The sequence below is a fragment of the Pseudomonas sp. GD04015 genome, from assembly GCF_029837675.1.
Taxonomy (GTDB): domain Bacteria; phylum Pseudomonadota; class Gammaproteobacteria; order Pseudomonadales; family Pseudomonadaceae; genus Aquipseudomonas; species Aquipseudomonas paralcaligenes.
The window spans coordinates 48,109-70,094 of the sequence record NZ_JAOEEE010000003.1; the positions used below are offsets into that span (position 1 = coordinate 48,109).

The 21,986-nt window shown below is 69.5% G+C and carries 22 protein-coding genes; 8 read left to right on the plus strand and 14 right to left on the minus strand.

The genetic code is table 11. From position 1 onward, the window contains the following. Positions 1 to 24 precede the first annotated feature (24 nt). The 7 genes from N7640_RS03160 to N7640_RS03190 form a co-directional block, all read right to left on the minus strand. Positions 25 to 348, minus strand: a complete 324-nt coding sequence (locus N7640_RS03160) for a DUF3325 domain-containing protein (RefSeq protein ID WP_279904284.1) — start codon at positions 346 to 348, stop codon at positions 25 to 27. Then, complete coding sequence (locus tag N7640_RS03165; RefSeq protein WP_279904283.1) at positions 348 to 1,877, minus strand: PepSY-associated TM helix domain-containing protein; 1,530 nt, start codon at positions 1,875 to 1,877, stop codon at positions 348 to 350. Before N7640_RS03165 ends, N7640_RS03160 begins: the two co-directional genes overlap by 1 nt. Then, complete coding sequence (locus N7640_RS03170; RefSeq protein ID WP_279904282.1) at positions 1,874 to 2,170, minus strand: DUF3649 domain-containing protein; 297 nt, start codon at positions 2,168 to 2,170, stop codon at positions 1,874 to 1,876. The genes N7640_RS03165 and N7640_RS03170 overlap by 4 nt, the downstream gene beginning before the upstream one ends. Before the next feature lie 144 nt (positions 2,171 to 2,314). Then, positions 2,315 to 4,756, minus strand: coding sequence for a TonB-dependent siderophore receptor (locus tag N7640_RS03175; RefSeq protein ID WP_279904281.1), 2,442 nt, complete (start codon positions 4,754 to 4,756; stop codon positions 2,315 to 2,317). An 83-nt stretch (positions 4,757 to 4,839) separates the two neighbouring features. After that, complete coding sequence (locus tag N7640_RS03180; RefSeq protein WP_279904280.1) at positions 4,840 to 5,784, minus strand: FecR domain-containing protein; 945 nt, start codon at positions 5,782 to 5,784, stop codon at positions 4,840 to 4,842. Continuing rightward, positions 5,781 to 6,287 carry a sigma-70 family RNA polymerase sigma factor gene (locus tag N7640_RS03185; protein WP_279904279.1) on the minus strand — a complete coding sequence of 169 codons (507 nt, stop codon included), beginning with the start codon at positions 6,285 to 6,287 and terminating at the stop codon, positions 5,781 to 5,783. Before N7640_RS03185 ends, N7640_RS03180 begins: the two co-directional genes overlap by 4 nt. Positions 6,288 to 6,386: 99 nt before the next feature. Then, positions 6,387 to 6,857 (minus strand): phosphate-starvation-inducible PsiE family protein, encoded by a 471-nt coding sequence (locus N7640_RS03190; RefSeq protein WP_279904278.1) that lies wholly within the window; start codon positions 6,855 to 6,857, stop codon positions 6,387 to 6,389. Between the two features lie 183 nt (positions 6,858 to 7,040). On the opposite strand from N7640_RS03190, the gene N7640_RS03195 reads away from it, so the two are divergent. Both N7640_RS03195 and N7640_RS03200 read left to right on the plus strand, forming a co-directional pair. After that, positions 7,041 to 7,307, plus strand: a complete 267-nt coding sequence (locus N7640_RS03195) for a YebG family protein (protein ID WP_220814743.1) — start codon at positions 7,041 to 7,043, stop codon at positions 7,305 to 7,307. Between the two features lie 72 nt (positions 7,308 to 7,379). Then, entirely contained in the window at positions 7,380 to 8,282 is a 903-nt protein-coding gene (locus N7640_RS03200; RefSeq protein WP_279904277.1) for a sterol desaturase family protein, read from the plus strand. Here N7640_RS03200 and N7640_RS03205 read toward each other — a convergent pair. Next, positions 8,265 to 8,942, minus strand: coding sequence for an AraC family transcriptional regulator (locus N7640_RS03205; RefSeq protein WP_279904276.1), 678 nt, complete (start codon positions 8,940 to 8,942; stop codon positions 8,265 to 8,267). The two genes, N7640_RS03200 and N7640_RS03205, sit on opposite strands and share 18 nt — an antisense overlap. Positions 8,943 to 9,281: 339 nt before the next feature. Between N7640_RS03205 and N7640_RS03210 the strand changes: the two genes are divergently transcribed. Next, the gene (locus N7640_RS03210; protein ID WP_279904275.1) at positions 9,282 to 10,133 is read left to right on the plus strand and encodes a DMT family transporter; all 852 of its coding nucleotides are present in this window, start codon (positions 9,282 to 9,284) and stop codon (positions 10,131 to 10,133) included. Positions 10,134 to 10,159: 26 nt separating this feature from the next. On the opposite strand, the gene N7640_RS03215 is transcribed toward N7640_RS03210, so the two are convergent. The 6 genes from N7640_RS03215 to N7640_RS03240 form a co-directional block, all read right to left on the minus strand. After that, entirely contained in the window at positions 10,160 to 11,272 is a 1,113-nt protein-coding gene (locus N7640_RS03215; protein WP_279904274.1) for a dihydrolipoamide acetyltransferase family protein, read from the minus strand. A 158-nt stretch (positions 11,273 to 11,430) separates the two neighbouring features. Then, positions 11,431 to 12,420 (minus strand): alpha-ketoacid dehydrogenase subunit beta, encoded by a 990-nt coding sequence (locus N7640_RS03220; RefSeq protein WP_279906176.1) that lies wholly within the window; start codon positions 12,418 to 12,420, stop codon positions 11,431 to 11,433. Then, a complete protein-coding gene (gene pdhA / locus N7640_RS03225; RefSeq protein WP_279906177.1) occupies positions 12,413 to 13,504 on the minus strand; it encodes a pyruvate dehydrogenase (acetyl-transferring) E1 component subunit alpha in 1,092 nt (363 codons plus the stop codon). The genes N7640_RS03220 and pdhA overlap by 8 nt, the downstream gene beginning before the upstream one ends. Positions 13,505 to 13,587: 83 nt before the next feature. Next, positions 13,588 to 14,610 (minus strand): Glu/Leu/Phe/Val dehydrogenase dimerization domain-containing protein, encoded by a 1,023-nt coding sequence (locus N7640_RS03230; RefSeq protein WP_279905435.1) that lies wholly within the window; start codon positions 14,608 to 14,610, stop codon positions 13,588 to 13,590. A gap of 111 nt (positions 14,611 to 14,721) precedes the next feature. Further along, positions 14,722 to 15,720 carry an NAD-dependent epimerase/dehydratase family protein gene (locus tag N7640_RS03235; RefSeq protein ID WP_279905434.1) on the minus strand — a complete coding sequence of 333 codons (999 nt, stop codon included), beginning with the start codon at positions 15,718 to 15,720 and terminating at the stop codon, positions 14,722 to 14,724. A gap of 95 nt (positions 15,721 to 15,815) precedes the next feature. Beyond that, on the minus strand, positions 15,816 to 16,706 hold the full coding sequence (locus tag N7640_RS03240; protein WP_279905439.1) for a LysR family transcriptional regulator ArgP: 891 nt from the start codon (positions 16,704 to 16,706) through the stop codon (positions 15,816 to 15,818). 89 nt (positions 16,707 to 16,795) lie between these two features. Here N7640_RS03240 and N7640_RS03245 point away from each other — a divergent pair, with 89 nt between their 5' ends. From N7640_RS03245 to N7640_RS03265, 5 genes are all read left to right on the plus strand, one after another. Next, positions 16,796 to 17,197: an ACT domain-containing protein gene (locus N7640_RS03245; protein WP_279905433.1), complete on the plus strand. Its 402-nt coding sequence runs from the start codon at positions 16,796 to 16,798 to the stop codon at positions 17,195 to 17,197. A gap of 1 nt (position 17,198) precedes the next feature. Further along, on the plus strand, positions 17,199 to 17,807 hold the full coding sequence (locus N7640_RS03250; protein WP_279905432.1) for a LysE/ArgO family amino acid transporter: 609 nt from the start codon (positions 17,199 to 17,201) through the stop codon (positions 17,805 to 17,807). Between the two features lie 59 nt (positions 17,808 to 17,866). Next, on the plus strand, positions 17,867 to 18,709 hold the full coding sequence (locus N7640_RS03255; RefSeq protein ID WP_279905431.1) for an EamA family transporter: 843 nt from the start codon (positions 17,867 to 17,869) through the stop codon (positions 18,707 to 18,709). A gap of 272 nt (positions 18,710 to 18,981) precedes the next feature. Beyond that, complete coding sequence (sodB, locus tag N7640_RS03260) at positions 18,982 to 19,563, plus strand: superoxide dismutase [Fe] (protein ID WP_279905430.1); 582 nt, start codon at positions 18,982 to 18,984, stop codon at positions 19,561 to 19,563. 237 nt (positions 19,564 to 19,800) lie between these two features. Beyond that, positions 19,801 to 21,864, plus strand: coding sequence for a GGDEF domain-containing phosphodiesterase (locus N7640_RS03265; protein WP_220812887.1), 2,064 nt, complete (start codon positions 19,801 to 19,803; stop codon positions 21,862 to 21,864). Positions 21,865 to 21,986 lie beyond the last annotated feature (122 nt).

The following is a 21,986-nucleotide window of genomic DNA, read 5'->3' on the forward strand; positions in this document are numbered from 1 at the left end:
GCCACGGGGCGTATGGCCCATCGATCAGAACATCAGGCCCACGCCGCCGGCCAGCGGCAGGCCGAGCGCCAGCGGCAGCAGCCAGCGCTCGCGCCAGGCCAGCAGGGCCGCCACCAGCAGGCCGGCGAGCATCACCAGGCACAGCCAGAGCACGGCGCCGATGTCGCCGCCGCGCGCGCTCCAGCACAGCGCCAGGGCGAGCCCCAGACCGAGCACGGCGAACGCGCGCAGGCCGCGCTGGCGGGCCGGGCCGGGGGCGCCGCCCAGCAGTGCCTTGTGGTGACGGGACATGGCCAGGCACAGGGCGGCCATGGCCAGGTAACTCAGGGCGAAGGCGAGCAGCAGCATCAGGCGGCCTCCTCGGCCAGGGCACGGCGAGCGCGAGGTGCCGGTACCGCCTGCGGCCGGGAGAAGCGCCAGGCGTACAGGGCGCTGAGCAGCCCCGCCACGATCAGGAACAGGTCGACGCCGGCCAGGCCCCAGTCGCCGCGGGCGAGGGTCGACAGCAGGTGACCGTGCTCGGTGGTCAGGCCGTTGAGCAGCGGCAGCCCCAGGGCCAGCACGGCGCCCAGCGCCAGCTGCAGGCTGAGCAGGCGGCGCGGCTGGCGGTGCTGCAGCAGCGCCCAGACGGCCAGCAGCAGCCAGGCACCGACGAACACCCAGGCCTCGGCCGAGGCGCGCTCGGCCAGTTCCGTGGGGATCAGGCGGTTGCCCCACAACAGCGCCAGGCTGGCCAGCGGCAGGCCGCCGAACACCGCGCCGTTGAGCGCGCGCACCACGCCGATGCCGGCACCGCCGCGGGCCTCGCGCTTGGTCACCCAGACCCGCACCCCGCCGATCAGCATGGCGCAGCCCGCCAGCCCCAGCAGCAGGTACAGAGCGCGCACCAGGCTGCCGCCGAACTGCACCATGTGCAGGCCAGCCAGCCAGGTATAGGTCGCGTAGCCGGCGGGCGGCCGCTGTTCGTGCAGCAGCTCGCCGCTGGCGGCGTCATAGGTCAGCCCGGACAGCGGGCGGCCGATCCGCGACTCGCGGCTCAGCTCGCTGACCTCCACCACGGCCGAGGCGTCGCCCGGGTGGTGCACGCTGATCCAGCCCGCCTCGCCGCCGCCCCAGTGCTGGCGCGAGCGCTCGACCAGGGCGTCGAGGGACATCGGCGGCGGCGCCGGCTGGTGCGCTTCCTCCCGGTGGTAGGCGCCGGTCACCTCGGTGAAGAAGTGCTCGATGTCGCCCTTGTAGGCCACCAGCAGGCCGGCCGGCATGAAGTTGGAGACGAAGATAAGCACCCCGGTGTAGGCCAGCACCAGATGGAACGGAAAACCCACCACGCCGAACAGGTTGTGGGCGTCCAGCCAGGCGCGCTGGCCGTTGGCCTTCGGGCGCAGGGTGAAGAAGTCCTTGAAGATGCGGCGGTGGATGATCACCCCCGAGACCAGCGCGACCAGCATGAACATCCCGGCCAGGCCGACGATGTACACCCCGGGCATGCCCGCGTGCAGGGTGTAGTGCAGGCGGAAGAAGAAGTCGCCGCCGACGGTTTCCGGCAGCGGCTCGCCACCGCCCGGGGCGAAGGTCAGGTTGCCGCGCTGCTCCGAGCCATCGACTTCCCAGCCCAGGCGCCAGTAGGGCTCGCGCTCGCTCGGGCCGTGCATCCAGAAGGCATGCAGCTCGTCCTTGACGTTGCGTTGCAGCCAGCCACGCACCTGGTCGGGGCTCATGGTCGCCGCCGCTTCCTGGTGCAGGGCGGGACGCATCCAGCGATCCAGCTCCTTGTCGAAGCAGGCGATGGTGCCGGTCAGGATGATCACGTAGAGCAGCCAGCTGGGCAGCAGCCCGCCCCAGGTGTGCAGGCCGGCCATGGATTGACGCAGGCTCATGGGCGCACCCTCAGTTCGCCGGGCAGGAACGCCGCCAGACACAGCACGATGGCCAGCCCGGCCAGCCACAGCCAGGCGCGGGTCGCGCTGCGCACGGCGAACGCGTAGATCGCGGCGGCCGCCCACACGGCGAAGCTGAGCATGCCGGCGAAGGCCACGCGGTCCGGCCGCGCCAGCGGCAGGTAGACGGAGAAGAAGGCGGCGAAGCCATAGGCCAGCGCGTAGCCGCCGATCAGGGCAGCGAGGATGCGCGAGGCGATGCTCCAGCGCGAAAGGGAGGGTGATCTGCTCACGTTGGACTCGACTGCTGAGCGCCTGTCGGCCCCGGAATGCGGCCGCTCAGAACAGGATGCGTATAGTAATGAGAAATGCTTGCACGGCAAATCGCACCCGTCGCCAGACCAGGGGCCGGGGCCGCGCGGCCCCGGCCCGCCGCGTCACCAGCCGTAGCTGGCGCTCGCGGTCACGGTGCGTCCGTAGCCGTAGGAGCAGCCCACCTCGGAGCACGAGGCGTCGTATTCCTTGTCCAGCAGGTTGCTGGCGTTGAGCGCCAGGCGCACGCCGCTCAGGCTGTAGTGCATGCTGGCATCGAGCAGGGTGTAGGCCTGCGACTCGACGCTGGCAATGGGTTCGAGCGCCGGGTTCAGGGCGCGCGCGGCGTTGACCCCGGTGTAGCGGCTCGCGCCGGTGTAGCGCACGCCCAGGCCGCCGCCCAGCCCCTTCAGCACGCCGCTGGGCTGGGTGTAGTCGAGCCAGGCGCCGGCCGATTCCTTCGGCGTGTACGGCAGGCGGATGTCCTTCTCCCAGGTGTTGGGCGTCGAGGTGATGAAGGCGTCGGTGTAGCTGTAGAACATCCGCAGGTCGAGGCCCTCGGCCAGGCTGGCCAGCGCCTCCAGCTCGACGCCGCGGGCGTTCACCTCGCCCACCTGGCGCCGCACGGCGGGAGCGGACTGGTTGCGGTTGTCGCTGAGCACGTAGTCTTCCTTGGTCAGGTCGAACAGCGCCAGGCTGACGAAGCTGCGCGCGCCTTCCGGCTGGAACTTCACGCCGATCTCGTACTGCCGGCCCTGCTCCGGGTCGAACGGCTTGCCGGTCAGGCCGTCGGTCCCGCTGACCGGGTTGAACGACTCGCTGTAGCTGGCGTAGGGCGCCAGGCCGTTGTCGAACACGTAGACCACGCCCAGACGGCCGGTGAAGGCTTCGTCGCTGGCCCTGGAGTCGGCCTTGATGCGGTCGTCGATAGCGCTCTTCGACCAGTCGTAGCGGCCGCCCAGCAGCACGCGCCAGTGGTCGTCCAGGGCGATCTGGTCCTGCAGGTACACGCCGGTCTGCCGTGTCACCACCTGGCGGTCGCCGGTGCGGGTCAGTGCCGGGACCGGCTTGCCGTAGACCGGCTCGAGAATGTCCAGCGTCGGCGCGCCGCCGTTGAAGGTCAGCTCGTCGGAGTCGGTGCGGCGCCAGTCCAGGCCCATCAACAGCGTGTGCTCGACGGCGCCGGTGGCGAATACCGCCTGGGCCTGGTTGTCCATGACCCAGCCGCTCATGTCCTCGTCCCAGGCCGAGCTGCTGCGGAACAGGGTGCGCCCGTCGAACGGGTTGATGGCGAAGGTGCCGATGTTGCTGTAGGCCAGGTCCGAGGCGTCGTAGCGCAGGTTCTGGCGCAGGGTCCAGACCTCGTTCAGGCGGTGGGTCAGCTCGTAGCCCAACGAGTAGTAGGTCCGCTCGAAGCGGTTGAAGCCCGGCTCGCCCTCGAAGAAGTCCCGGTCGGTGTCGTACGGCAGGTTCAGGCTGTCCCGCAGGTAGGGCGACAGGTGGAAGCTGAAGCCGAACCGGCCCTTGTCCTTCTGGTACAGGCCGAGCAGGGTCAGGTCGGTGGCGTCGCCGATGTTCCAGGTCAGGCTGGGCGCGATCATCTGCCGCTGCATACCGGTCTTGTCGACCTGCGCGTTGCTGTCGTTGCCGAGCAGCGCCACCCGGTAGCGCAGGTCGTTCTGCGCATCGAGCGCCCCGGAGAAATCGCCCGCCAGCTCGCCCAGCTGGTCGGAGCCGGCCCGCAGGCGCACTTCGTTGTGCGCGGTCTCGCCCGGGCGCTTGCTCACCAGGTTGACCAGCCCGCCGGGCTCCGCCTGGCCGAAGATCACCGAGGCGGGGCCGCGCAGCACCTCGACCCGCTCCAGGGCCCAGGCGTCCGGGCGCGGCAGGCCGTAGAGGCTGCTCGACTGCTTCATGCCGTCGCGGAAGATCTGGTTCTTCGAGTCGAAGCCGCGGATGCTGATCCAGTCATAGCGGGTGTCGTAGCCATAGGGCACCGCGACGCTCGGCGTGTAGCGCAGCGCCTCTTCCACGGTGGTCACGGCGCGCGCGTCCATCTCCGCCCGGCTCACCACCGAGATCGACTGCGGCGTCTCCAGGATCGAGGTATCGGTCTTGGTCGCGCTGCCGGAACGGGTGGCGACATAGCCGCGGACCGGCCCCCTGGCGTACTCGCCGTAGCGCCCGCTGATGGTCTGGCTCTGCAGTTCCAGGCTGCCGTCCCGGGCCTGGGGCGCCGGTTCCAGGCGATAGCCGCCCGCGCCGCTATCGACCGCCCGCAGGCCCGTCCCGGACAGCAGCACGCCGAACCCCTGGTCGACCTCGTAGTGGCCGCTCAGCCCCTGGCTCTGCCGGCCGGCGGTCAGCGCCGGGTCGAAGCTGAGCAGCACGCCGGCCTGGCGGGCGAAGGTGTTGAGCGCCTCGTCGAGCGCGCCGGCGGCGATGCTGTAGCGGTGCCCGTCGGCCAGCGCCGGCAGGCTCAACGGCACCGCCAGCAGCGGTAGGCTCAGGCCGAACAGGGCGGCCCGCACGGCGGCGGTCAGGGAACGGGGGGTACGGCAGGACATGGCGGCTCCTCGGATGACAATGAACGACTGCAAAGGAGGCCGAGCGATGGAGAAAAACCTACAAGGAAATTCGAGAATTATTTTCAGACCGCCATCAGGCTGACCCAGTAGCGGGTGCGATAGACCACCCGCACCGGCAACGTCTGCCCGATGGCCGTCAGCGCCCGGTCCGTGTCGTCCAGCGGGAACACCCCGGAAATCCGCAGCCCGGCCACCGCCGGATCGCAGCGCAGCACGCCGGGACGCTGGCGCTCCAGCTCGGCGACCACGGCGTCCAGGCGCATTTCCCGCGCCACCAGCACGCCGTCGACCCAGCGGCTGCGATCCTCGTCCGCGCGCTCGCCGGCCTGCACCGCCGAGGGATCGAAGCGCGCCTGGGTGCCCGCCTGCAGCACCCGCGCCACGCCCTGCCGCGGGATCACCTCCACCGCGCCGGCGTACACCGCCACCTGGCAGCTGGCGCCCTGGTCATGGACCCGGAAGCGCGTGCCCAGCGCCCGCAGGGTGCCTTGCCGGGTATCCACTAGGAACGGCCGCTGGCGCTCGTCCGCCGCGGTCTCCAGCAGAATCTCGCCCTGATACAGGCGGATCAGCCGGTGCGCCGGGCCATAGTCGATATCCACCGCGCTGCCGGCGTTGAGGTGCAGGCGGCCGCCGTCGGGCAGCAGCAGCGAACGGCGCTCCCCGGTGCCGGTACGCAGGTTGGCGAACAGCGGCTGCACCACCTCGCCGCGCACCGCCAGCGCGCCGGCGCCGCCCACCGCGATCAACAGGCCCAGCGCCTTGAGCGCGCGCCGGCGTAGCGGATCGTGGCCGGGCTCGTCCAGCGCCGCATGGCCCAGGGCCGTCGGCAGCCTGGCGAAGCGCTCCCCCAGGCCATCCAGGCGCTGCCAGGCCAGCTCATGGTCGGTGTGCCGGCGGCGCCAGTCGAGGCAGGCGCTGATCTCCTCGTCGGCGCAGGTGCCGGAGGCCAGGCGCACACGCCAGGCGATGGCCTGCTCGACCACCGCGGCGTCCAGCCGGCTCATGGGTAAAGCGCCTGGTAGCAGTGGGCGAAGGCCTTGCCCATGTACTGCTGGATCGAGCTGACCGACAGGCCCAGGCGCTCGGCGATCTGCGGGTAGGTCAGGCCGTCGAGCTGCGACAGCAGGAAGGTCTCGCGGACCCGCGGCTTGAGCCCGTCCAGCAGGCGGTCGACCTCCACCAGGGTCTCCAGCACCAGGGCCCGCGCCTCGGCCGAGGGCACCTCGGGCTCCGGCAGGCCGGCCAGGGAGTCCAGGTAGATGCGCTCCAGCCGGGCACGCCGGTAGTGGTCGACCACCAGGCCGCGGGCGATGGTGGCGAGGAACGCCCGGGGCTCGCGCGGCTCGACCAGCTCACGCTGCCCGAGCAGGCGGACGAAGGTGTCCTGGGCCAGGTCGGCGGCGTTCTGCGGGCAATCCAGGCGCAGCCGCAGCCAACCGAGCAGCCAGCTGTGGTGGCCGTGGTAGAGCGTCGCGACCAGATGGGGAGAAGGGGAATCGCTCGACACGAATAGCGACCTGATGAGAACGACGGAAAATCTCAAATGCGAATATATTGCAGATGGAAAAACCTGTCACTCCAAAAGCGGTCGGTCGCTTGCGTCGGCTCACCCCTCTTCCGGGTCCCGGACGGCGCGGGCGGGCACCTGCACCGACGGGAAGCGCGACGAGGCGAAGCGCACCACCAGGATCGCCATCGCCAGCAGCAGGATCGCGCCGGAAACGTACACCACGCCCAGGCCCGGCCCGTTGTGGTGCGACACGTCGGAGATCAGCAGGCGGGTCAGCGCGGTGATCGCCACGTAGATCAGGAAGCGCACCGGCATGTGATTGGTCTTGAAGTAGATGCCGACCATGGCACCCAGCTCCAGGTAGATGAACAGCAGGAGGATGTCGTCGACCGTGACATGCCCCTTGTCCAGCATGCCGAGGAAGGTCACTACCGACGCCCAGGCGGTGATGCCGCCGATGCCGAACAGCGCCATGTAGTGGAAGGCCTCCACCAGCAGGTTGCCGAACGACTGGGCCAGGGCATGCATACCGCCCCGCAGGGCATCGACTCGCTTGAAATCCACCATCTCACTCCTTCGACAGAACAGGCCCATGCTGGACCACTCGCATGACAACGGCTATGCAGGATGAAGGCCAGCCGGCATGGCGGCAATCCTTCCTTGGAAGCGGTGCCGCTTGCGTCGGCATGGGCCGATGGAATACTGTATATCCATACATATCAATCACATGATACGGGAATGAGGTGATGAATGGCCGTCGAAGTGGTGTACCGCAGCAGTCGCGATCCGGAGCGCCTGTTCATGGATAAGGCCGAAGCCGATCGTTACGACAAGATGCTGGAGCTGGCCGAGGCCCTGTCCGAAGCCCTGCACAAGGCGGTGCCCTCGCTCAGCGAGGAACAGGTGGAGGAGCTGGGCATCTTCATGGCGAAGAACCGCGATACCTTCGCCAAGGCCTTCAAGAACCAGCCGGACGCCCTCGCCGAGCTGGACGCCGCCACCGACGACGACGCCTGACGCGCCGTTCGTTCAAGCCGCCCGCCGGGCGGCGACCGATGCTGGGCGCTCCTTCCCTTGCCGGAGAGCGCCATGCGTCCCCTGCTTCGCATCCTCTATGCCCCGCTGTTCTGTTTCGGCCTGATCGGCCTGGCCACCTGGCTGGTCGGCTATCGCCAGCTGTCGCCGCTGTGGCTGCTGCCCCTGCTGCTTGCCGCCATCCTCGTTTCCCAAGTCGCCGAACGCCTGCTGCCCTACCAGCGCAGCTGGAACGAACCCCACGGCGACGGCCCGAGCGACCTGCTGCACGCGCTGGTGAACGAGTCGCTGAACCTGGCCAGCCTCGCCGCCGTTCCACTGCTCGCCGGGTGGCTGCCGTCGCCAGCGCTGTGGCCGACCCACTGGCCGCTGTGGCTGCAGCTGCCCCTGGCCATCGCCTGCGCCGACCTCGGCATCACCCTGATGCACTGGCTCAGCCACCGCAACGCCCTGCTCTGGCGCCTGCACGCGGTGCATCACAGCGCGCCGCGCCTGTACGGCTTCAACGGGCTGATGAAGCATCCGCTGCACCAGTTGCTGGAGGCCAGCGCCGGCGTGCTGCCGCTGATCCTGCTCGGCCTGCCGCTCGATGTCGCCGCCCTGCTGGCCTTCGCCATCGCCGTGCAGCTGTTGCTGCAGCACAGCAACGTCGACATGCGTATAGGCCCGCTGCGCCACCTGTTCGCCTGGGCGCCGCTGCACCGCTTCCACCACATCCGCTACGGTCGCGCCGGCGACGTCAACTTCGCGCTGTTCTTCAGCATCTGGGATCGCCTGCTGGGCACTGCCTTCCACCGAGCGGACTACCGGCTGAGCGACGCCGACCTGGGCATCGGCGACCGCCCGGACTACCCGCGCGGCTACCTGGCGCAGCTGGTCGAGCCCTTCCGCCGCCCCGTATCCAGCGCCCCGGTCCCGGAAACGCCGGAGGCGCTGCGCTTAATCCAGCAGCCGTAGCCGCAGGTGGCGCAGGCTGCGGTCGGCACGAATGCCGAACAGCTCGCGCACGGTGCGCGACAGGTGCGCCGAATCGGCGAAGCCGGCGGCGTGGGCCGCCTCGGTGAGCGAGGCGCCGCGCAGCGCCAGGACCAGCGCCAGGCGCAGGCGGCGCCAGCGCACCAGGCGCCGCACGGACAGGCCGACCTGATCGGCGAACAGCCGCTCCAGCTGGCTGAGCGACAGGCACACGCGCTGCGCCAGGTCGCGGGCGCTGACCCGCTCGACCAATTGTTCGTCCACCGCGTCCAGGGCCTGGCGCACGCGCGCATCCAGCGGCGCGCGCGGCAGCTGGCGAACGCGCTCGGCCAGGGCCGCCATCTCGGCGGGCGCGGTCTCGGCCAGCACCTGCAACTGCTCGACGGAAAAGGCCAGCGGCTCGGCGTACAGGGCCAGCAGCGGCTGGCCGGCCAACTCGAAGGCATGGGCGCGTTGCGAAGGCACCAGCAGCGCGTGCCCGCTGCAGGCCCGCCCCTCGACGGACAGCTGCAGCGGCTCGCCGGTCGCCAGCAGCAACTGGTGCGCATAGTGGGCATGGGGTCGGGCGCTGCCGCTGACGCCGGCCAGCAGGCAATGATCGCGGCCGAGCCAGAGCGCGCCCTGCCAGTGTTCTTCGTGCATGCGGAGCCTCGTCGGGGTTGCACGGGACACCCTACGGAATCCCCCGCGCCCGCGCCAGGGATGGAGATTGACCGATCGGCCAGGACGGGAGTAGTGTCGCCCCATCCCCAGATGGATGCTCTCCATGAAACCAGTCGCGCACATTCCTTCCGGCCTCGTCGTTCTCCACGGCGAGCATCCGTGCGCGCCACCACCTGTCGCTCCGCGGGCCGGCACTCCGCCACCACCCCGCGCCTGACCGTCCGCCCGCGCGGCCGGTCACCCGACTTCCACGGTTCCGTCCTCTCTGCGCCCGCGCCGGCGACGGAGCCTGTTGTCCTTTCCGACAGGTGATTCTTCATGCGTTTCGACAAGACCTTCTGGGGCGCCTGCGCCTCCACCACGCTGTTCGTCCTGCTCTGGGGCAGCGGCGCGATCTTCGCCCGCCTGGGCCTGGACCACGCCTCGGCCTTCGCCTTCCTGACCCTGCGCTTCGTCCTCGCCCTCGGCGTCCTGCTGCTGGTCGGCGCGCTCGCCCGCGCCTGGCTGCCGGCGCGCGGCCAGCGCCTGCGCACGGCCGGCACCGGCTTGCTGATGATCGGCGGCTATTCCATCTGCTACCTGCTGGCACTGGACCAGGGCATCACCCCAGGCGTGCTGGCCACCGTGCTCGGCGTGCAGCCGATCCTCACCCTGATGCTGCTGGAGCGGCGCTTAGCCGCCCTGCGCCTGGCCGGCCTGGCGCTGGCCCTGCTCGGCCTGGTGCTGGTGGTGTGGCAGAGCATCGGCCTGGCGCGCTTCTCCGTCGCCGGCACCGGCTACGCCCTGGGCGCGCTGCTGTGCATGACCCTCGGCGCCATCGCCCAGAAGGGCCTGAGCCTGTCGCCGCTGCAGGCGCTGCCGCTGCAGTACGGGGTCAGCCTGCTGGCCTGCGCCCTGCTGCTGCCCTTCCAGCGCTTCGAGGTGGACTGGTCGCTCGACTTCCTGGTCCCGCTACTGTGGCTGGGCATCGTCATCTCGGTGGTGGCGCAGCTGCTGCTGTACCGGCTGATCCGCGCCGGCAACCTGGTCAACGTCACCAGCCTGTTCTACCTGGTACCGGGGGTGACGGCGGCGATGGACTACCTGTTCCTCGGCAACGCCATGAGCGGCCTGAGCCTGGCCGGCATGGGCGCCATCCTGCTCGGCCTGGTGCTGGTGTTCCGGCGCTAGCCGCACGGGGCCCGATGGCCTCCGGGCTACGGCTCCGGTGCCTCCAGCGCCTGCACCAGGGCCTTGAGGAAGCGCGCCGCCTCGCCGCCGGTGGCGGCGCGGTGGTCGAAGGTCAGCGACAGCGGCAGCACCGGATGCACCGCCGGTTTGCCCTCCCAGGCCACCACCTCGTCGCGGATACCGCCGGCGCCGATGATCGCCACCTGCGGCGGCACCACCACCGGGTTGGCGTAGCGGCCGAACAGGGTGCCGAAGTTGGACAGGGTGAGGGTCGCGCCCATCATCTCCTGCGGCGGGATGGAGCGCGCCTTCACGTCCGCGCGCAGGCGCGCCATGCCTTCCTTGAGGTCGTCCGCGCCGCGCTCGCCGACGTTGCGCAGCACCGGCACGAACAGACCGTCCGACGTGTCCACGGCAATGCCCAGGTCGAGCCTGTCGTGACGGCGGATGGACGGGCCGCGGCCGTCGAACCAGCTGTTCAACACCGGCTCCACCGTGCAGGCGTGGGCGATGGCCTTGGCCAGGCGGATCAGCGGGTCGCGGGCCTCCGTCCAGCGGTGCAGGTCGGCGTCGCCGTAAATGGTCACCGGCACCACCTCGGCGTGCGACCTGGCCATGTTGATCGCCATGCTCCGACGCACCCCGCGCAGGCGCTCGCCGCCGAAGCGGTCGCGCTCGCCCTGGGCCGCCGTCTCCACGTCGGCGGCGGTGATCAGGCCATCGGCGCCGGAACCGGCGAGCCCGGCCAGGTCCACGCCCAGCCTGCGCGCCAGCTGGCGCACCGCCGGCGTGGCGCGCGGCGCCAGGTGCTCGCGGGTGGACGGTGCTGCGCCGACGAAGAAGCTGTCCTCCTGCGCCCCACCGTGGCCGCCCTCCAGGCGACCGACCACCGTGCCGGCGTCGTCCTCGCCCTCGTAGGCCAGCAGCGGTTCGCCGACGTGGAGGATGTCGCCCTCGCCGCCGAAGGTCTTGCTCACCATGCCGTCGTAGGGCGCGGGAATGTCGACGATGGCCTTGGCCGTCTCCACCGAGACCAGCAACTGGTCGGTCTTCACCGTGTCGCCGGCCTTGACGTGCCACTCGACGATCTCGGCTTCCTGCAACCCCTCGCCCAGGTCGGGCAGCTTGAAGTATTTCATCGTGCCTCCTCAATTCTCCCCTCTCCCCCTGGGAGAAGGGCCGGGGGTGAGGGGTTTTCCAGGCTACTCGGAGCCACCTATTGCACCTTCACCCCAACCCTCTCCCGGAGGGAGAGGGAGTCGCTGTGTACCCCTCGCGGTCACCTGCGCGGGGCGTCCTACGCGTAGTTCAGCGTGGCCTCGCAGGCGGCGAGGATGTCCTCGACGCCTGGCATGTACAGCTGCTCCAGGCGGTACAGCGGCGGCGGGATGTCCGGCGCGGTCACCCGCTGGATCGGCGCCTGCAGGTCGAGCAGCGCGCGCTCGTAGAGACTGGCGGCGATCTCCGCGCCGACGCCGCAGGACTTCGGCGCCTCGTGGACGATCACGCAGCGCCCGGTCTTGCGCACCGAGGCCTCCAGGGTGTCGAGGTCCAGCGGCTTGACGCAGGCCACGTCGATCACCTCGGCGGACACACCCTGCTCCGCCAGGCGCTCGGCCGCCTGCAGCGTCTCATGCACGCTGGCGCCCCAGCTGATGAGGGTGATGTCGCCGCCCTCGCGCAGGGTGAAGCAGCAGTCCAGGGGCAGGCGCCTGCCGTCGTCAGTCAATGGCTGCGGGTTCATCCGGTACAGCCGGGTGGGTTCGAGGAACACCACCGGATCGGGATCGTCGATGGCCGCCAGCAGCAGGCCGTAGGCCCGCGCCGGCGACGAGGGGATCACCACGCGCAGGCCGGGAACGTGGGCGAAAAGCGCCTCGGTGCTCTCGCTGTGGTGCTCGGGCGCGCGGATGCCGGCGCCCATCGGGCTGCGCAGCACCATCGGGCAGCCCAGGCGCCCGCGGGTGCGCGTGCGCATCCGCGCGGCGTGGGCCAGCAGGTGCTCCATGGCGGCGAAGACGAAGCCGAGGAACTGGATCTCCATCACCGGCTTCAGCCCCTGGGAAGCCATGCCCACCGACAGGCCGGCGATCATGGTCTCGGCCAGCGGCGTGTCGATCACCCGCTTGAAGCCGAAGGCCTCGCGCAGGCCGAGGGTGGCGCGGAATACGCCGCCGTTGACGCCCACGTCCTCGCCGAGCACCACCACGTCGCCGTCTTCGCGCATCGCCCGGTGCAGGGCCAGGTTGACCGCCTCCAGCAGGGCGTACTTCTTCGTCTCATTCATGGCCCTGCCCTCCCGCGCGGCGCGCCGCGCGCTCCAGCAGCATCTCACGCTGCTCCGCCAGGGCCGTCGGCCAGCGGGCATAGACATGGTCGATGATCGACTCCACCGGCTGCTGGCCGGCGCCCTCGAAGGCCTCCACCGAGCGCTGCACCCGGGCCTGGCACTCGCCGATCAAGGCCTGCTCGCGCTGCTCGTCCCAGTGTCCCTGGCTGGCCAGGTAGGCCTGCAGGCGCTTGATCGGTTCCTCGTCCCAGGCCTTCTTCACCTCCTCCGCGCTACGGTAGCGGGTAGCGTCGTCGGCGGTGGTGTGGTCGCCCAGGCGGTAGCTGATGCACTCGATCAGCACCGGCCCCTTGCCCTGGCGGATGCGTTCCAGAGCGGCGGCCACGCGATCGTAGACGGCCAGCACGTCGTTGCCGTCCACCTGCTCGCCGGGGAAGCCGGCGCCCAGCGCCTTCTGCGCCAGGCTCGGCGCGCCGCTCTGGATGCGCCGGGGCGTGGAGATGGCCCACTGGTTGTTGTTGATCACGAAGAGCACCGGCAGCTGCCAGGTGCCGGCGACGTTGAGCGCCTCGAGGAAGTCGCCCTTGCTGGTGGCGCCATCGCCGCAGGTGGTCACCGCCACCCGGTGCTCGCTGCGTATGCGGAACGCGGTGGCCACGCCGCAAGCGTGCAGCGCCTGGGTAGCGATGGGCACGCAGAGCGGGAAGTCCTGCGCCGCGGCAGGGTCGGCATAGGCGCTACCGCGCTCGTCGCCGCCCCAGTACAGGAGGATTTCCTCCATCCGCACCCCACGCATCAGTTGCACGGCGGTGTCGCGGTAATAGGGCACCAGCACGTCATCGGCCCGCATCAGGCTGCCGATGGCGACACCGATGGCCTCCTGGCCGAGGGTCGGCGCGTAGGTGCCGATGCGCCCGGTGCGCTGCAGGGCCACGGCCTTCTGGTCGAACAGCCGGGTCAGCACCATCTGCCGGTACAAACGTGCAAGCAGGTCGGAATCGCCGGCCCAGGCGGGCAGTTCGGCGCAGGGGCGGCCGTCGGCCGCCAGGTAGCGGGTGAAGGGCAGGTCCAGCTTGGTCATCGCATGCCTCCTCATGGGTGTGCAGGCGTCACCCGCCACTCGTGGCGGCGGATGGTCTTCGGCCGGGCCTCCGGGTGGGAGGCTCAGCCGCCGTACAGCAGGCGCTCGGCCAGCGCGTCGGCAACCCGCGCCGGCGAGCGCTTGTCGGCCTGGGCGTGGGCATAGATCTCGGTCAGGCGCCGGCCGATCTTCGTCAGGTGCGCGGTGATGGCCGGCAGCTCTTCCCCACGATGCTTGAGCGCGACGTAGATCAGGCCGCCGGAATTGATCACGTAGTCGGGCGCGTAGAGGATGCCGCGCCCTTCGAGCACATCGGCGATCTCGTCCTCGGCCAACTGGTTGTTGGCCGCGCCGGCCACCGCGGCACAGTGCAGCTCGCGTACCGTCCGCGCGTTCAGCACGCCGCCCAGACCACAGGGCGCGAAGATGTCGCAGGGCGTGGAGAACAGTTCCTCGCTGCTCACCGGCCGGGCGCCGAACTGCTCCACCGCCAGTTGCACGCGGCCGGGGTCGAGGTCGCTGACGAACAGCAGCGCGCCGGCGGCAGCCAGCTGCTCGGCCAGGGCATAGCCGACATGGCCGAGCCCCTGCACCGCGATGCGCAGCCCCTGCAGGTCGTCGCTGCCGAGGCGGGCGAGCGCGGTGGCGCGGATGCCGGCGTACACGCCCATGGCCGTGTGTGGTGAGGGGTCGCCGGCCTCGGTGGTGCTGGTGACGTGGCGGGTCTGCTGAGCGACGCAGTCCATGTCGGCGCTGGAGGTGCCGCTGTCCACCGCGGTGATGTAGCGCCCGCCCAGCGACTCGATCACCCGGCCGAAGGCCTCGAACAGCATGCCGCGGTTGTCGACATGGGGCGGCCGGATGATCACCGCCTTGCCGCCGCCCTGCTCCAGCCCGGCCAGGGCAGCCTTGTAGCTCATGCCCCGGGCCAGGAGCACGGCATCGCGGATCGCGCTGTCGTCGTCGGGATAGGCCAGGTAGCGGCAGCCACCCAGGGCCGCACCCAGGCGGGTGCTGTGGATGGCGATGATGACCCGCAGGCCGGTGGCAGAATCATGGGCAATATGCAGCGCTTCGAGCCTGGCGCTTTCCATCATGGCGAACATGGCGGACTTCCTCGCTGGCTTTACGGGCCAGTATAGGCCGGCCACCGAGGGAGGCTGGGCCGGCCGGTTATAAGCCGGGGCGAGGAGATAACAAGCTGGACGCAGGGCGCCTCAGGAGGCCACCCGGCCCTGCACCTTCCACCAGTTGCAGAACTCCTCCAGCGCGGTCCATACGGAGACCTGGGGATCGTAGTCCAGGTACTGCCGGGCGCGACCGATGTCGAGGGTGAAGTCGCGCGCCATCAGCGCCACACCGAGGCGCAGCAGCGCCGGCTCCGGGCGCCCCGGCAGCAGCTTGCAGACCGTCTCGTTGACCGTCGCCGCGGCATAGGCCAGGCCGAACGGCATGTGCCGGGTCACCGGCGGCAGGTCGAAGCGGCGCAGCACGAAGTTGACCACGTCCCAGGGCGGCACCGGCGTCCCGTTGCTGATGTTGTACACCTTGCCCAGCGCCGGCCCGGCCGCCAGCAGGCTGCTGAACAGGGCGTCGTTGAGGTTCTGCATGCTGGTGAAGTCGACCTTGTTCAGGCCGTTGCCGATGACCAGCAGGCGGCCCTTGCGGTGCATCTCGATCAGGCGCGGGAAGATGCTGGTGTCGCCGGCGCCGGTGACCATGCGCGGGCGCAGGGCGATCACTTCCAGGCCGAACTCCTGGGCCTCCATCACCTTCTGCTCGGCCAGGTACTTGGTGGCGCCGTAGTGGTCGACGAACTTCTTCGGCACCTGTTCTTCCCGCAGCCCCACATGGGCCTTGCCGTCGAAGTAGACCGAGGGCGAGGACAGGTGCACCAGGCGCCTAACCTTCTGCCCCAGGCAACCCTCGATGACGTTCTGGGTCAGCACCACGTTGCCCTGGTGGAAGTGCTCGCGGGTGCCCCAGGCGCCGACCGCGCCGGCGCAGTGCACCACCATCTCCACGTCGCGGCACAGCTTGTGCGCCAGGTCCGGGTCGGCCAAGTCGCCCTGGACGAACTCGGCGCCGCGCTTGGTCAGGTGCGCCACCGCCTCCGGCCGGCGCCCGTTGACCCGCACGCCGAGGCCCTGCTCCAACGCGAAACGGGCGAACCGCCCACCGATGAACCCGCTCGCCCCCGTCACCAGAATCTTCATCTGCACGCACCTTGTTTTTAGTTATGCCACCGACTCTAGCAGCCGCTGCCCGTCCCCGGGGTTGCCCTGGCGGCCAGAACAGCGACCTTGCAGACCTAGACCAGCCAGGCCCCGACGCCACGTTCGAGATGAGCGGTGATCCGGCTGAGCAGCTCACCACCGTTGCGCCAGTGGTGCCAGAACAACGGCACATCCAGCGGTCGCTCCGGCAGCAGTTCGACCAGCTCGCCACTGGCCAGCTGCTGGCGCACCTGCAACTCCGGCACCATGCCCCAGCCGAGCCCCGCGCAGGTCAGGCGCACGAAACCCTCCGACGAGGGGCAGAGATGGTGGGCGAAGCCGCCACTCACGCCCAGCCCGGCGAGGAAGCGGTGCTGCAGGCGGTCGTCGGCGCCGAACACGATGGAAGGGACCCGCGCCAGGGCCTCGCCGGTGATGCCGTCGGCGAAATGGCGGGCGAGGAATGCCGGGCTGGCCAGCGCGCGGTAGCGCATCGCCCCCAGCGGCAGCGCCCGGGCGCCGGCCACCGGCCGCTCGGCGCCGCACACGCAGCCCGCCACCTCTCCGGCGCGCATGCGCTTGAGGCCGACGTCCTGATCGTCCACCACGTGATCCAGCAGCAGGCGCTGCTCGGCGACGAAATCGCCCATCAGCGGCGCCCACCAGGTCGCCAGGCTGTCGGCGTTGAGCGCGATGCGCAGGCGCTCCGGCGTGCCACCCTCGTCCAGCGCCGGTACCTGGCCCTGCAGGTCGCGCTCCAGCAGGCGCACCTGTTGCACATGGTTGAGCAGGCGCCGGCCGATCTCGGTCGGCCCCGGCGGCGTGGCCCGCAGCAGCACCGGCTGGCCGACCCGGGCCTCGAGCAGCTTGATCCGCTGCGACACGGCGGATTGCGAGAGCCCGAGCAACTGCGCCGCGCGCTCGAAACCGCCCTGCTCCACCACGGCGGCCAGGGCCGCCAGCAGCTTGTAGTCGAACATAAGAATCCCTAATGAGAGATCAGCATGATTTGTTTTTCTTATACAGGCGAGCGCACCAGACTGACCAGCATCGCAACCGCAACAAGGACTCCGCCATGACCGGCGAAACCAACCTCGGCACCCTCCTCTCCAGCCTCTCGCCACGCCTCAACCCTGGCCGCTTCGTGTTCTGCAGCGTGGCGCAACCGAGTGCGGTGCAGGTAGCCGCCGCCATCGGCAGCTTCCGCGAGGCCGAAGGCACCACCCTGATCCTCGCCCGCGAGGAAGCCAAGCGCCTGGGCCTGGCCTACGACTACCTGGCCGCCTGGATCACTCTGGAAGTGCATTCCTCGCTCGCCGCCGTCGGCCTCACCGCCGCCTTCGCCAAGGCCCTGGCCGGCGAAGGCATCAGCTGCAACGTGATCGCCGGTTACCACCACGATCACCTGTTCGTTGCCGAGGCCGACGCCGAGCGGGCGCTGGCGGCGCTGCAGCAACTGGCCGCGGAGCAACACTGACATGTGGCAGAGCTATCTCAACGGCATGCTGGTGGCCGCCGGCCTGATCGTCGCCATCGGCGCGCAGAACGCCTTCGTCCTGGCCCAGAGCCTGCGCCGCGAGCACCACCTGCCGGTGGCCGCGCTGTGCGTGCTGTGCGACGCCATACTGGTCGCCGCCGGGGTGTTCGGCCTGGCTGCCGTGCTGGCGAAGAACCCGACGCTGCTCGCCGTGGCGCGCTGGGGCGGCGCCGCCTTCCTGCTCTGGCTCGGCGTCCAGGCGCTGCGCCGCGCATTCAACCCGCAGGCGCTGCAGCAGCGGGACAGCGGCCCGCGCTCGCGCCGCGCCGTGCTCCTGGCGGCGCTGGCCGTCACCCTGCTAAATCCCCACGTGTACCTGGACACCGTGCTGCTGATCGGCTCGCTCGGCGCCCAGCAACCGGTGCCCGGCGCCTACGCCCTGGGCGCGGCCAGCGCCTCGCTGATCTGGTTCTTCACCCTGGCCCTGGGCGCCGCCTGGCTCGCGCCCTGGCTGGCGCGCCCGGCGACCTGGCGCCTGCTCGACCTGATGGTGGCGGCCATGATGTTCGCCGTGGCCTGGCAACTGGTGTTCCACGCACCGACGGCATGACCACGAGGGCGTCGCGGCGCTATGCTGCGGCGCTCGACCCTGACCGCTGGGAGCGGCCCGTGGACACGACCGTATTCGCCGTGGTGATCGCCGCCGCGGCGCTGCACGCGGGTTGGAACGCCCTGCTCAAGATCGGACTGGACCGTTACCTCACCGCCTCGCTGATCCAGATCGGCGCCGGCTGCATCGCCCTGCCGGCGCTGCCGTTCTTCGGTGTACCAGTGATCGCCGCCTGGTCCTGGATCGCCCTCTCCGCGCTGCTGCATATCGGCTACAACATCTACCTCACGCGCGCCTACCAGCATGGCGACCTGTCCCAGGTCTACCCCATCGCCCGCGGCAGCTCGCCGCTGCTGGTCGCCCTGCTGGCACTGCTGGCCGGCGATGCGCTGCTGCCGGGGCAGTGGGTGGCCCTGCTGGTGCTGGTCGCCGGCATCTGGCTGATGGCCTGGCGCGGCGGCCATCCCGGCGCCCGGCTCAACGCCAGTCTGTTGTTCAACGCCCTGGCCACGGCGGCTTGTATCGCCGGCTACACCCTGTCCGACGCCCTCGGCGCTCGCACCAACGGCGACGCCATCGCCTATGCGCTGTGGCTGTTCGTGGTCAACGGCCTGGTGGCGACCCTGGCCATCGCCCTGCGCCGCGGGCCGCGCGTCTTCCTGCGGCTGGGGCCGCACTGGCGCGGCGGCCTGGCCGGCGGCGGTATGTCCATGCTGGCCTACACCCTGGTGATCTGGGCCATGACCCAGGCGCCCGTGGCGATGGTCTCGGCGCTGCGCGAGACCAGCGTGCTGTTCGCCCTGCTGATCGGCTGGCTGTTCCTCAAGGAGTCCATGCCGCCGCTGCGCCTGGTCGCCTGCGGCGTGATCGCACTCGGCGTTGTACTGCTGAAACTGGCCTAGCCAGTTCCCGATCGGTGTTGGCGATACCCCGGCCGCCCCCTAATCGACCTGCACTTAACACCCCGCATCCGGTCCCAACAGAAGGCCGGCGAAGCCCGTTGCCATCGGCTTTCCCACACAGTTGCTGCGTGGATATGGCCTGGGGCGGGTGCTATGATCCCGGCCTCGCGGCACATTAAAGAGTACAAACTCGTCGCCGCCCGTATTAAGGCCGCCCCGTGAACGGCCACGTGCGCATCGCACATATCCGACCGCTGATGAAGGAGATGACCATGGCTTTCGAATTGCCGCCGCTGCCGTATGAGAAGAACGCCCTCGAGCCGCACCTGTCCGCCGAGACCCTGGAATACCACCACGACAAGCACCACAACACCTACGTCGTGAACCTGAACAACCTGGTTCCGGGCACCGAGTTCGAAGGCAAGAGCCTGGAAGAGATCATCAAGACCTCCTCGGGCGGTGTGTTCAACAACGCCGCCCAGGTGTGGAACCACACCTTCTACTGGAACTGCCTGAGCCCGAACGGCGGCGGTCAGCCGACCGGCGCCCTGGCCGACGCCATCAACGCCGCCTTCGGTTCCTTCGACAAGTTCAAGGAAGAGTTCAGCAAGGTCTCCATCGGCACCTTCGGCTCCGGCTGGGGCTGGCTGGTGAAGAAGGCCGACGGCTCCCTGGCCCTGGCCAGCACCATCGGCGCGGGCAACCCGCTGACCAACGGCGACACCCCGCTGCTGACCTGCGACGTGTGGGAGCACGCCTACTACATCGACTACCGCAACCTGCGTCCGAAGTACGTCGAGGCGTTCTGGAACCTGGTGAACTGGGACTTCGTGGCCAAGAACTTCGCCGCCTGAGTCATCGTCACCGTTCGCGAAGGAGCCCGGCCACCCAGCCGGGCTTTTTCGTTTTTGCACGCCGCGCGCCACCACCGCGGGCCTGTAGGCCCCGCCCTGCCCCACGCCGTTGCGGCCACATAACGTTAAACCCCAAAAAATATGGGTTTATGACGTAATGGCCCTTTGACGGCTCCCACTCATTTGCCAATACTCACAACGGTCACAAGCCTCCGGCGGCGAACAAGGAATACGCATTTGAAGCTGGAACTGAAAAAAAGCCTGTCGCTGAAACTGCTGCGTGTGGTCCTGCTATCGGCGCTGGTGGTCGGCGTCGTGCTGAGTCTCGGGCAGATCGTCTTCGACATCCACAAGACCCGCCAGGCAGTGGCCAGCGATGCCCAGCGCATCCTCGGCATGTTCCGCGATCCGTCCACCCAGGCCGTGTACAGCCTCGACCGCGAGATGGGCATGCAGGTCATCGAAGGCCTGTTCCAGCACGAGGCGGTGCGCTACGCCGCCATTGGCCATCCGAACGAACCGATGCTCGCCGAACGCTCGCGCGAGCTGACCCCCTCCTCCATCCGATGGATCACCGACCCCATCCTCGGCCAGGAGCAGACCTTCACCACCCAGCTGGTCGGCAGGAGTCCCTACGCCGAGTACTACGGCGACCTGACCATCACCCTGGACACCGCCTCGTACGGCGAAAACTTCATCACCACCTCGGTGATCATCTTCGTCTCCGGCGTGCTGCGCGCCCTGGCCATGGCCCTGGTGCTGTACATGGTCTACCACTGGCTGCTGACCAAGCCGCTGTCGAAGATCATCGAGCACCTCACCAACATCAATCCAGACCGCCCCAGCGAGCACAAGCTGCCGATGCTGCGCGGCAACGAGAAGAACGAGCTGGGGCTGTGGATCAGCACCGCCAACCAGCTGCTGGAATCCATCGAGCGCAACACCCACCTGCGCCGCGAGGCCGAGAACAGCCTGCTGCGCATGTCGCAGTACGACTTCCTCACCGGCCTGCCCAACCGCCAGCAGCTGCAACAGCAGCTCGACCAGATCCTCGACGACGCCGGCCGCCTGCAACGCCGCGTCGCGGTACTGTGCGTCGGCCTCGACGACTTCAAGGGCATCAACGAGCAGTTCAGCTACCAGACCGGCGACCAGTTGCTGCTGGCGCTGTCCGACCGCCTGCGCAGCCACAGCGGCCGCCTCGGCGCCCTGGCCCGCCTCGGTGGCGACCAGTTCGCCCTGGTCCAGGCCGATATCGAGCAGCCCTACGAGGCGGCGGAACTGGCGCAGAGCATCCTCGACAGCCTGGAGACGCCCTTCGCCCTGGAACAGCAGGAAGTGCGCCTGCGCGCCACCATCGGCATCACCCTGTTCCCGGAAGACGGCGACAGCACCGAGAAGCTGCTGCAGAAAGCCGAACAGACCATGACCCTGGCCAAGAGCCGCTCGCGCAACCGCTACCAGTTCTACATCGCCAGCGTCGACAGCGAGATGCGCCGCCGCCGCGAACTGGAGAAGGAACTGCGCGAGGCGCTCAACCGCAACGAGATGCACCTGGTGTTCCAGCCCCAGGTCGACTACCGCAACCACCGGGTGGTGGGCGTGGAAGCGCTGATCCGCTGGCAACACCCGCAGCACGGCTTCGTGCCGCCGGACCTGTTCATCCCGCTGGCGGAACAGAACGGCACCATCATCGCCATCGGCGAGTGGGTGCTGGACCAGGCCTGCAGCCAGCTGCGCGAATGGCACGACCAGGGCTTCAGCGACCTGCGCATGGCGGTCAACCTGTCCACCGTGCAGCTGCACCACGCCGAACTGCCGCGCATGGTCAGCAACCTGCTGCAGGTCTACCGCCTGCCGCCACGCAGCCTGGAACTGGAAGTCACCGAGACCGGCCTGATGGAAGACATCAGCACCGCCGCCCAGAACCTGCTCAGCCTGCGCCGCGCCGGCGCGCTGATCGCCATCGACGACTTCGGCACCGGCTACTCCTCGCTGAGCTACCTGAAGAGCCTGCCGCTGGACAAGATCAAGATCGACAAGAGCTTCGTGCAGGACCTGCTCGACGATGAGGACGACGCCACCATCGTCCGCGCCATCATCCAGCTGGGCAAGAGCCTGGGCATGCAGGTGATCGCCGAGGGCGTGGAGACCGCCGAACAGGAGGCCTACATCATCGCCCAGGGCTGCAACGAGGGTCAGGGCTATCTCTACAGCAAGCCGCTGCCGTCCCGCGAACTCACCCTCTACCTCAAGCAGGCCCGCCGCCTGAGCAACGCCGGCAATCCCGCCACGCTCTGAAGCGTGGCCGGGATGCAGGGGCACACGGCTGCCCCCTCCAGTCGCAGCGTGATCCAGGCTCGGTAAGCCGCGACAATCTGCTCTCCTTACGAACGCTAATTCCTCTTATTCGACTTCCCTTA

Coding starts and splice junctions, on each gene's coding strand:
- N7640_RS03215 (WP_279904274.1), bottom strand. CDS start 11,272: ATGAAATACTTCAAGCTGCCCGACCTGGGCGAGGGGTTGCAGGAAGCC.
- N7640_RS03250 (WP_279905432.1), top strand. CDS start 17,199: ATGTGGCAGAGCTATCTCAACGGCATGCTGGTGGCCGCCGGCCTGATC.
- pdhA (WP_279906177.1), bottom strand. CDS start 13,504: ATGACCAAGCTGGACCTGCCCTTCACCCGCTACCTGGCGGCCGACGGC.
- N7640_RS03245 (WP_279905433.1), top strand. CDS start 16,796: ATGACCGGCGAAACCAACCTCGGCACCCTCCTCTCCAGCCTCTCGCCA.
- N7640_RS03195 (WP_220814743.1), top strand. CDS start 7,041: ATGGCCGTCGAAGTGGTGTACCGCAGCAGTCGCGATCCGGAGCGCCTG.
- N7640_RS03220 (WP_279906176.1), bottom strand. CDS start 12,420: ATGAATGAGACGAAGAAGTACGCCCTGCTGGAGGCGGTCAACCTGGCC.
- N7640_RS03230 (WP_279905435.1), bottom strand. CDS start 14,610: ATGTTCGCCATGATGGAAAGCGCCAGGCTCGAAGCGCTGCATATTGCC.
- N7640_RS03165 (WP_279904283.1), bottom strand. CDS start 1,877: ATGAGCCTGCGTCAATCCATGGCCGGCCTGCACACCTGGGGCGGGCTG.
- N7640_RS03160 (WP_279904284.1), bottom strand. CDS start 348: ATGCTGCTGCTCGCCTTCGCCCTGAGTTACCTGGCCATGGCCGCCCTG.
- sodB (WP_279905430.1), top strand. CDS start 18,982: ATGGCTTTCGAATTGCCGCCGCTGCCGTATGAGAAGAACGCCCTCGAG.
- N7640_RS03175 (WP_279904281.1), bottom strand. CDS start 4,756: ATGTCCTGCCGTACCCCCCGTTCCCTGACCGCCGCCGTGCGGGCCGCC.
- N7640_RS03190 (WP_279904278.1), bottom strand. CDS start 6,857: ATGGTGGATTTCAAGCGAGTCGATGCCCTGCGGGGCGGTATGCATGCC.
- N7640_RS03205 (WP_279904276.1), bottom strand. CDS start 8,942: ATGCACGAAGAACACTGGCAGGGCGCGCTCTGGCTCGGCCGCGATCAT.
- N7640_RS03235 (WP_279905434.1), bottom strand. CDS start 15,720: ATGAAGATTCTGGTGACGGGGGCGAGCGGGTTCATCGGTGGGCGGTTC.
- N7640_RS03200 (WP_279904277.1), top strand. CDS start 7,380: ATGCGTCCCCTGCTTCGCATCCTCTATGCCCCGCTGTTCTGTTTCGGC.
- N7640_RS03210 (WP_279904275.1), top strand. CDS start 9,282: ATGCGTTTCGACAAGACCTTCTGGGGCGCCTGCGCCTCCACCACGCTG.
- N7640_RS03180 (WP_279904280.1), bottom strand. CDS start 5,784: ATGAGCCGGCTGGACGCCGCGGTGGTCGAGCAGGCCATCGCCTGGCGT.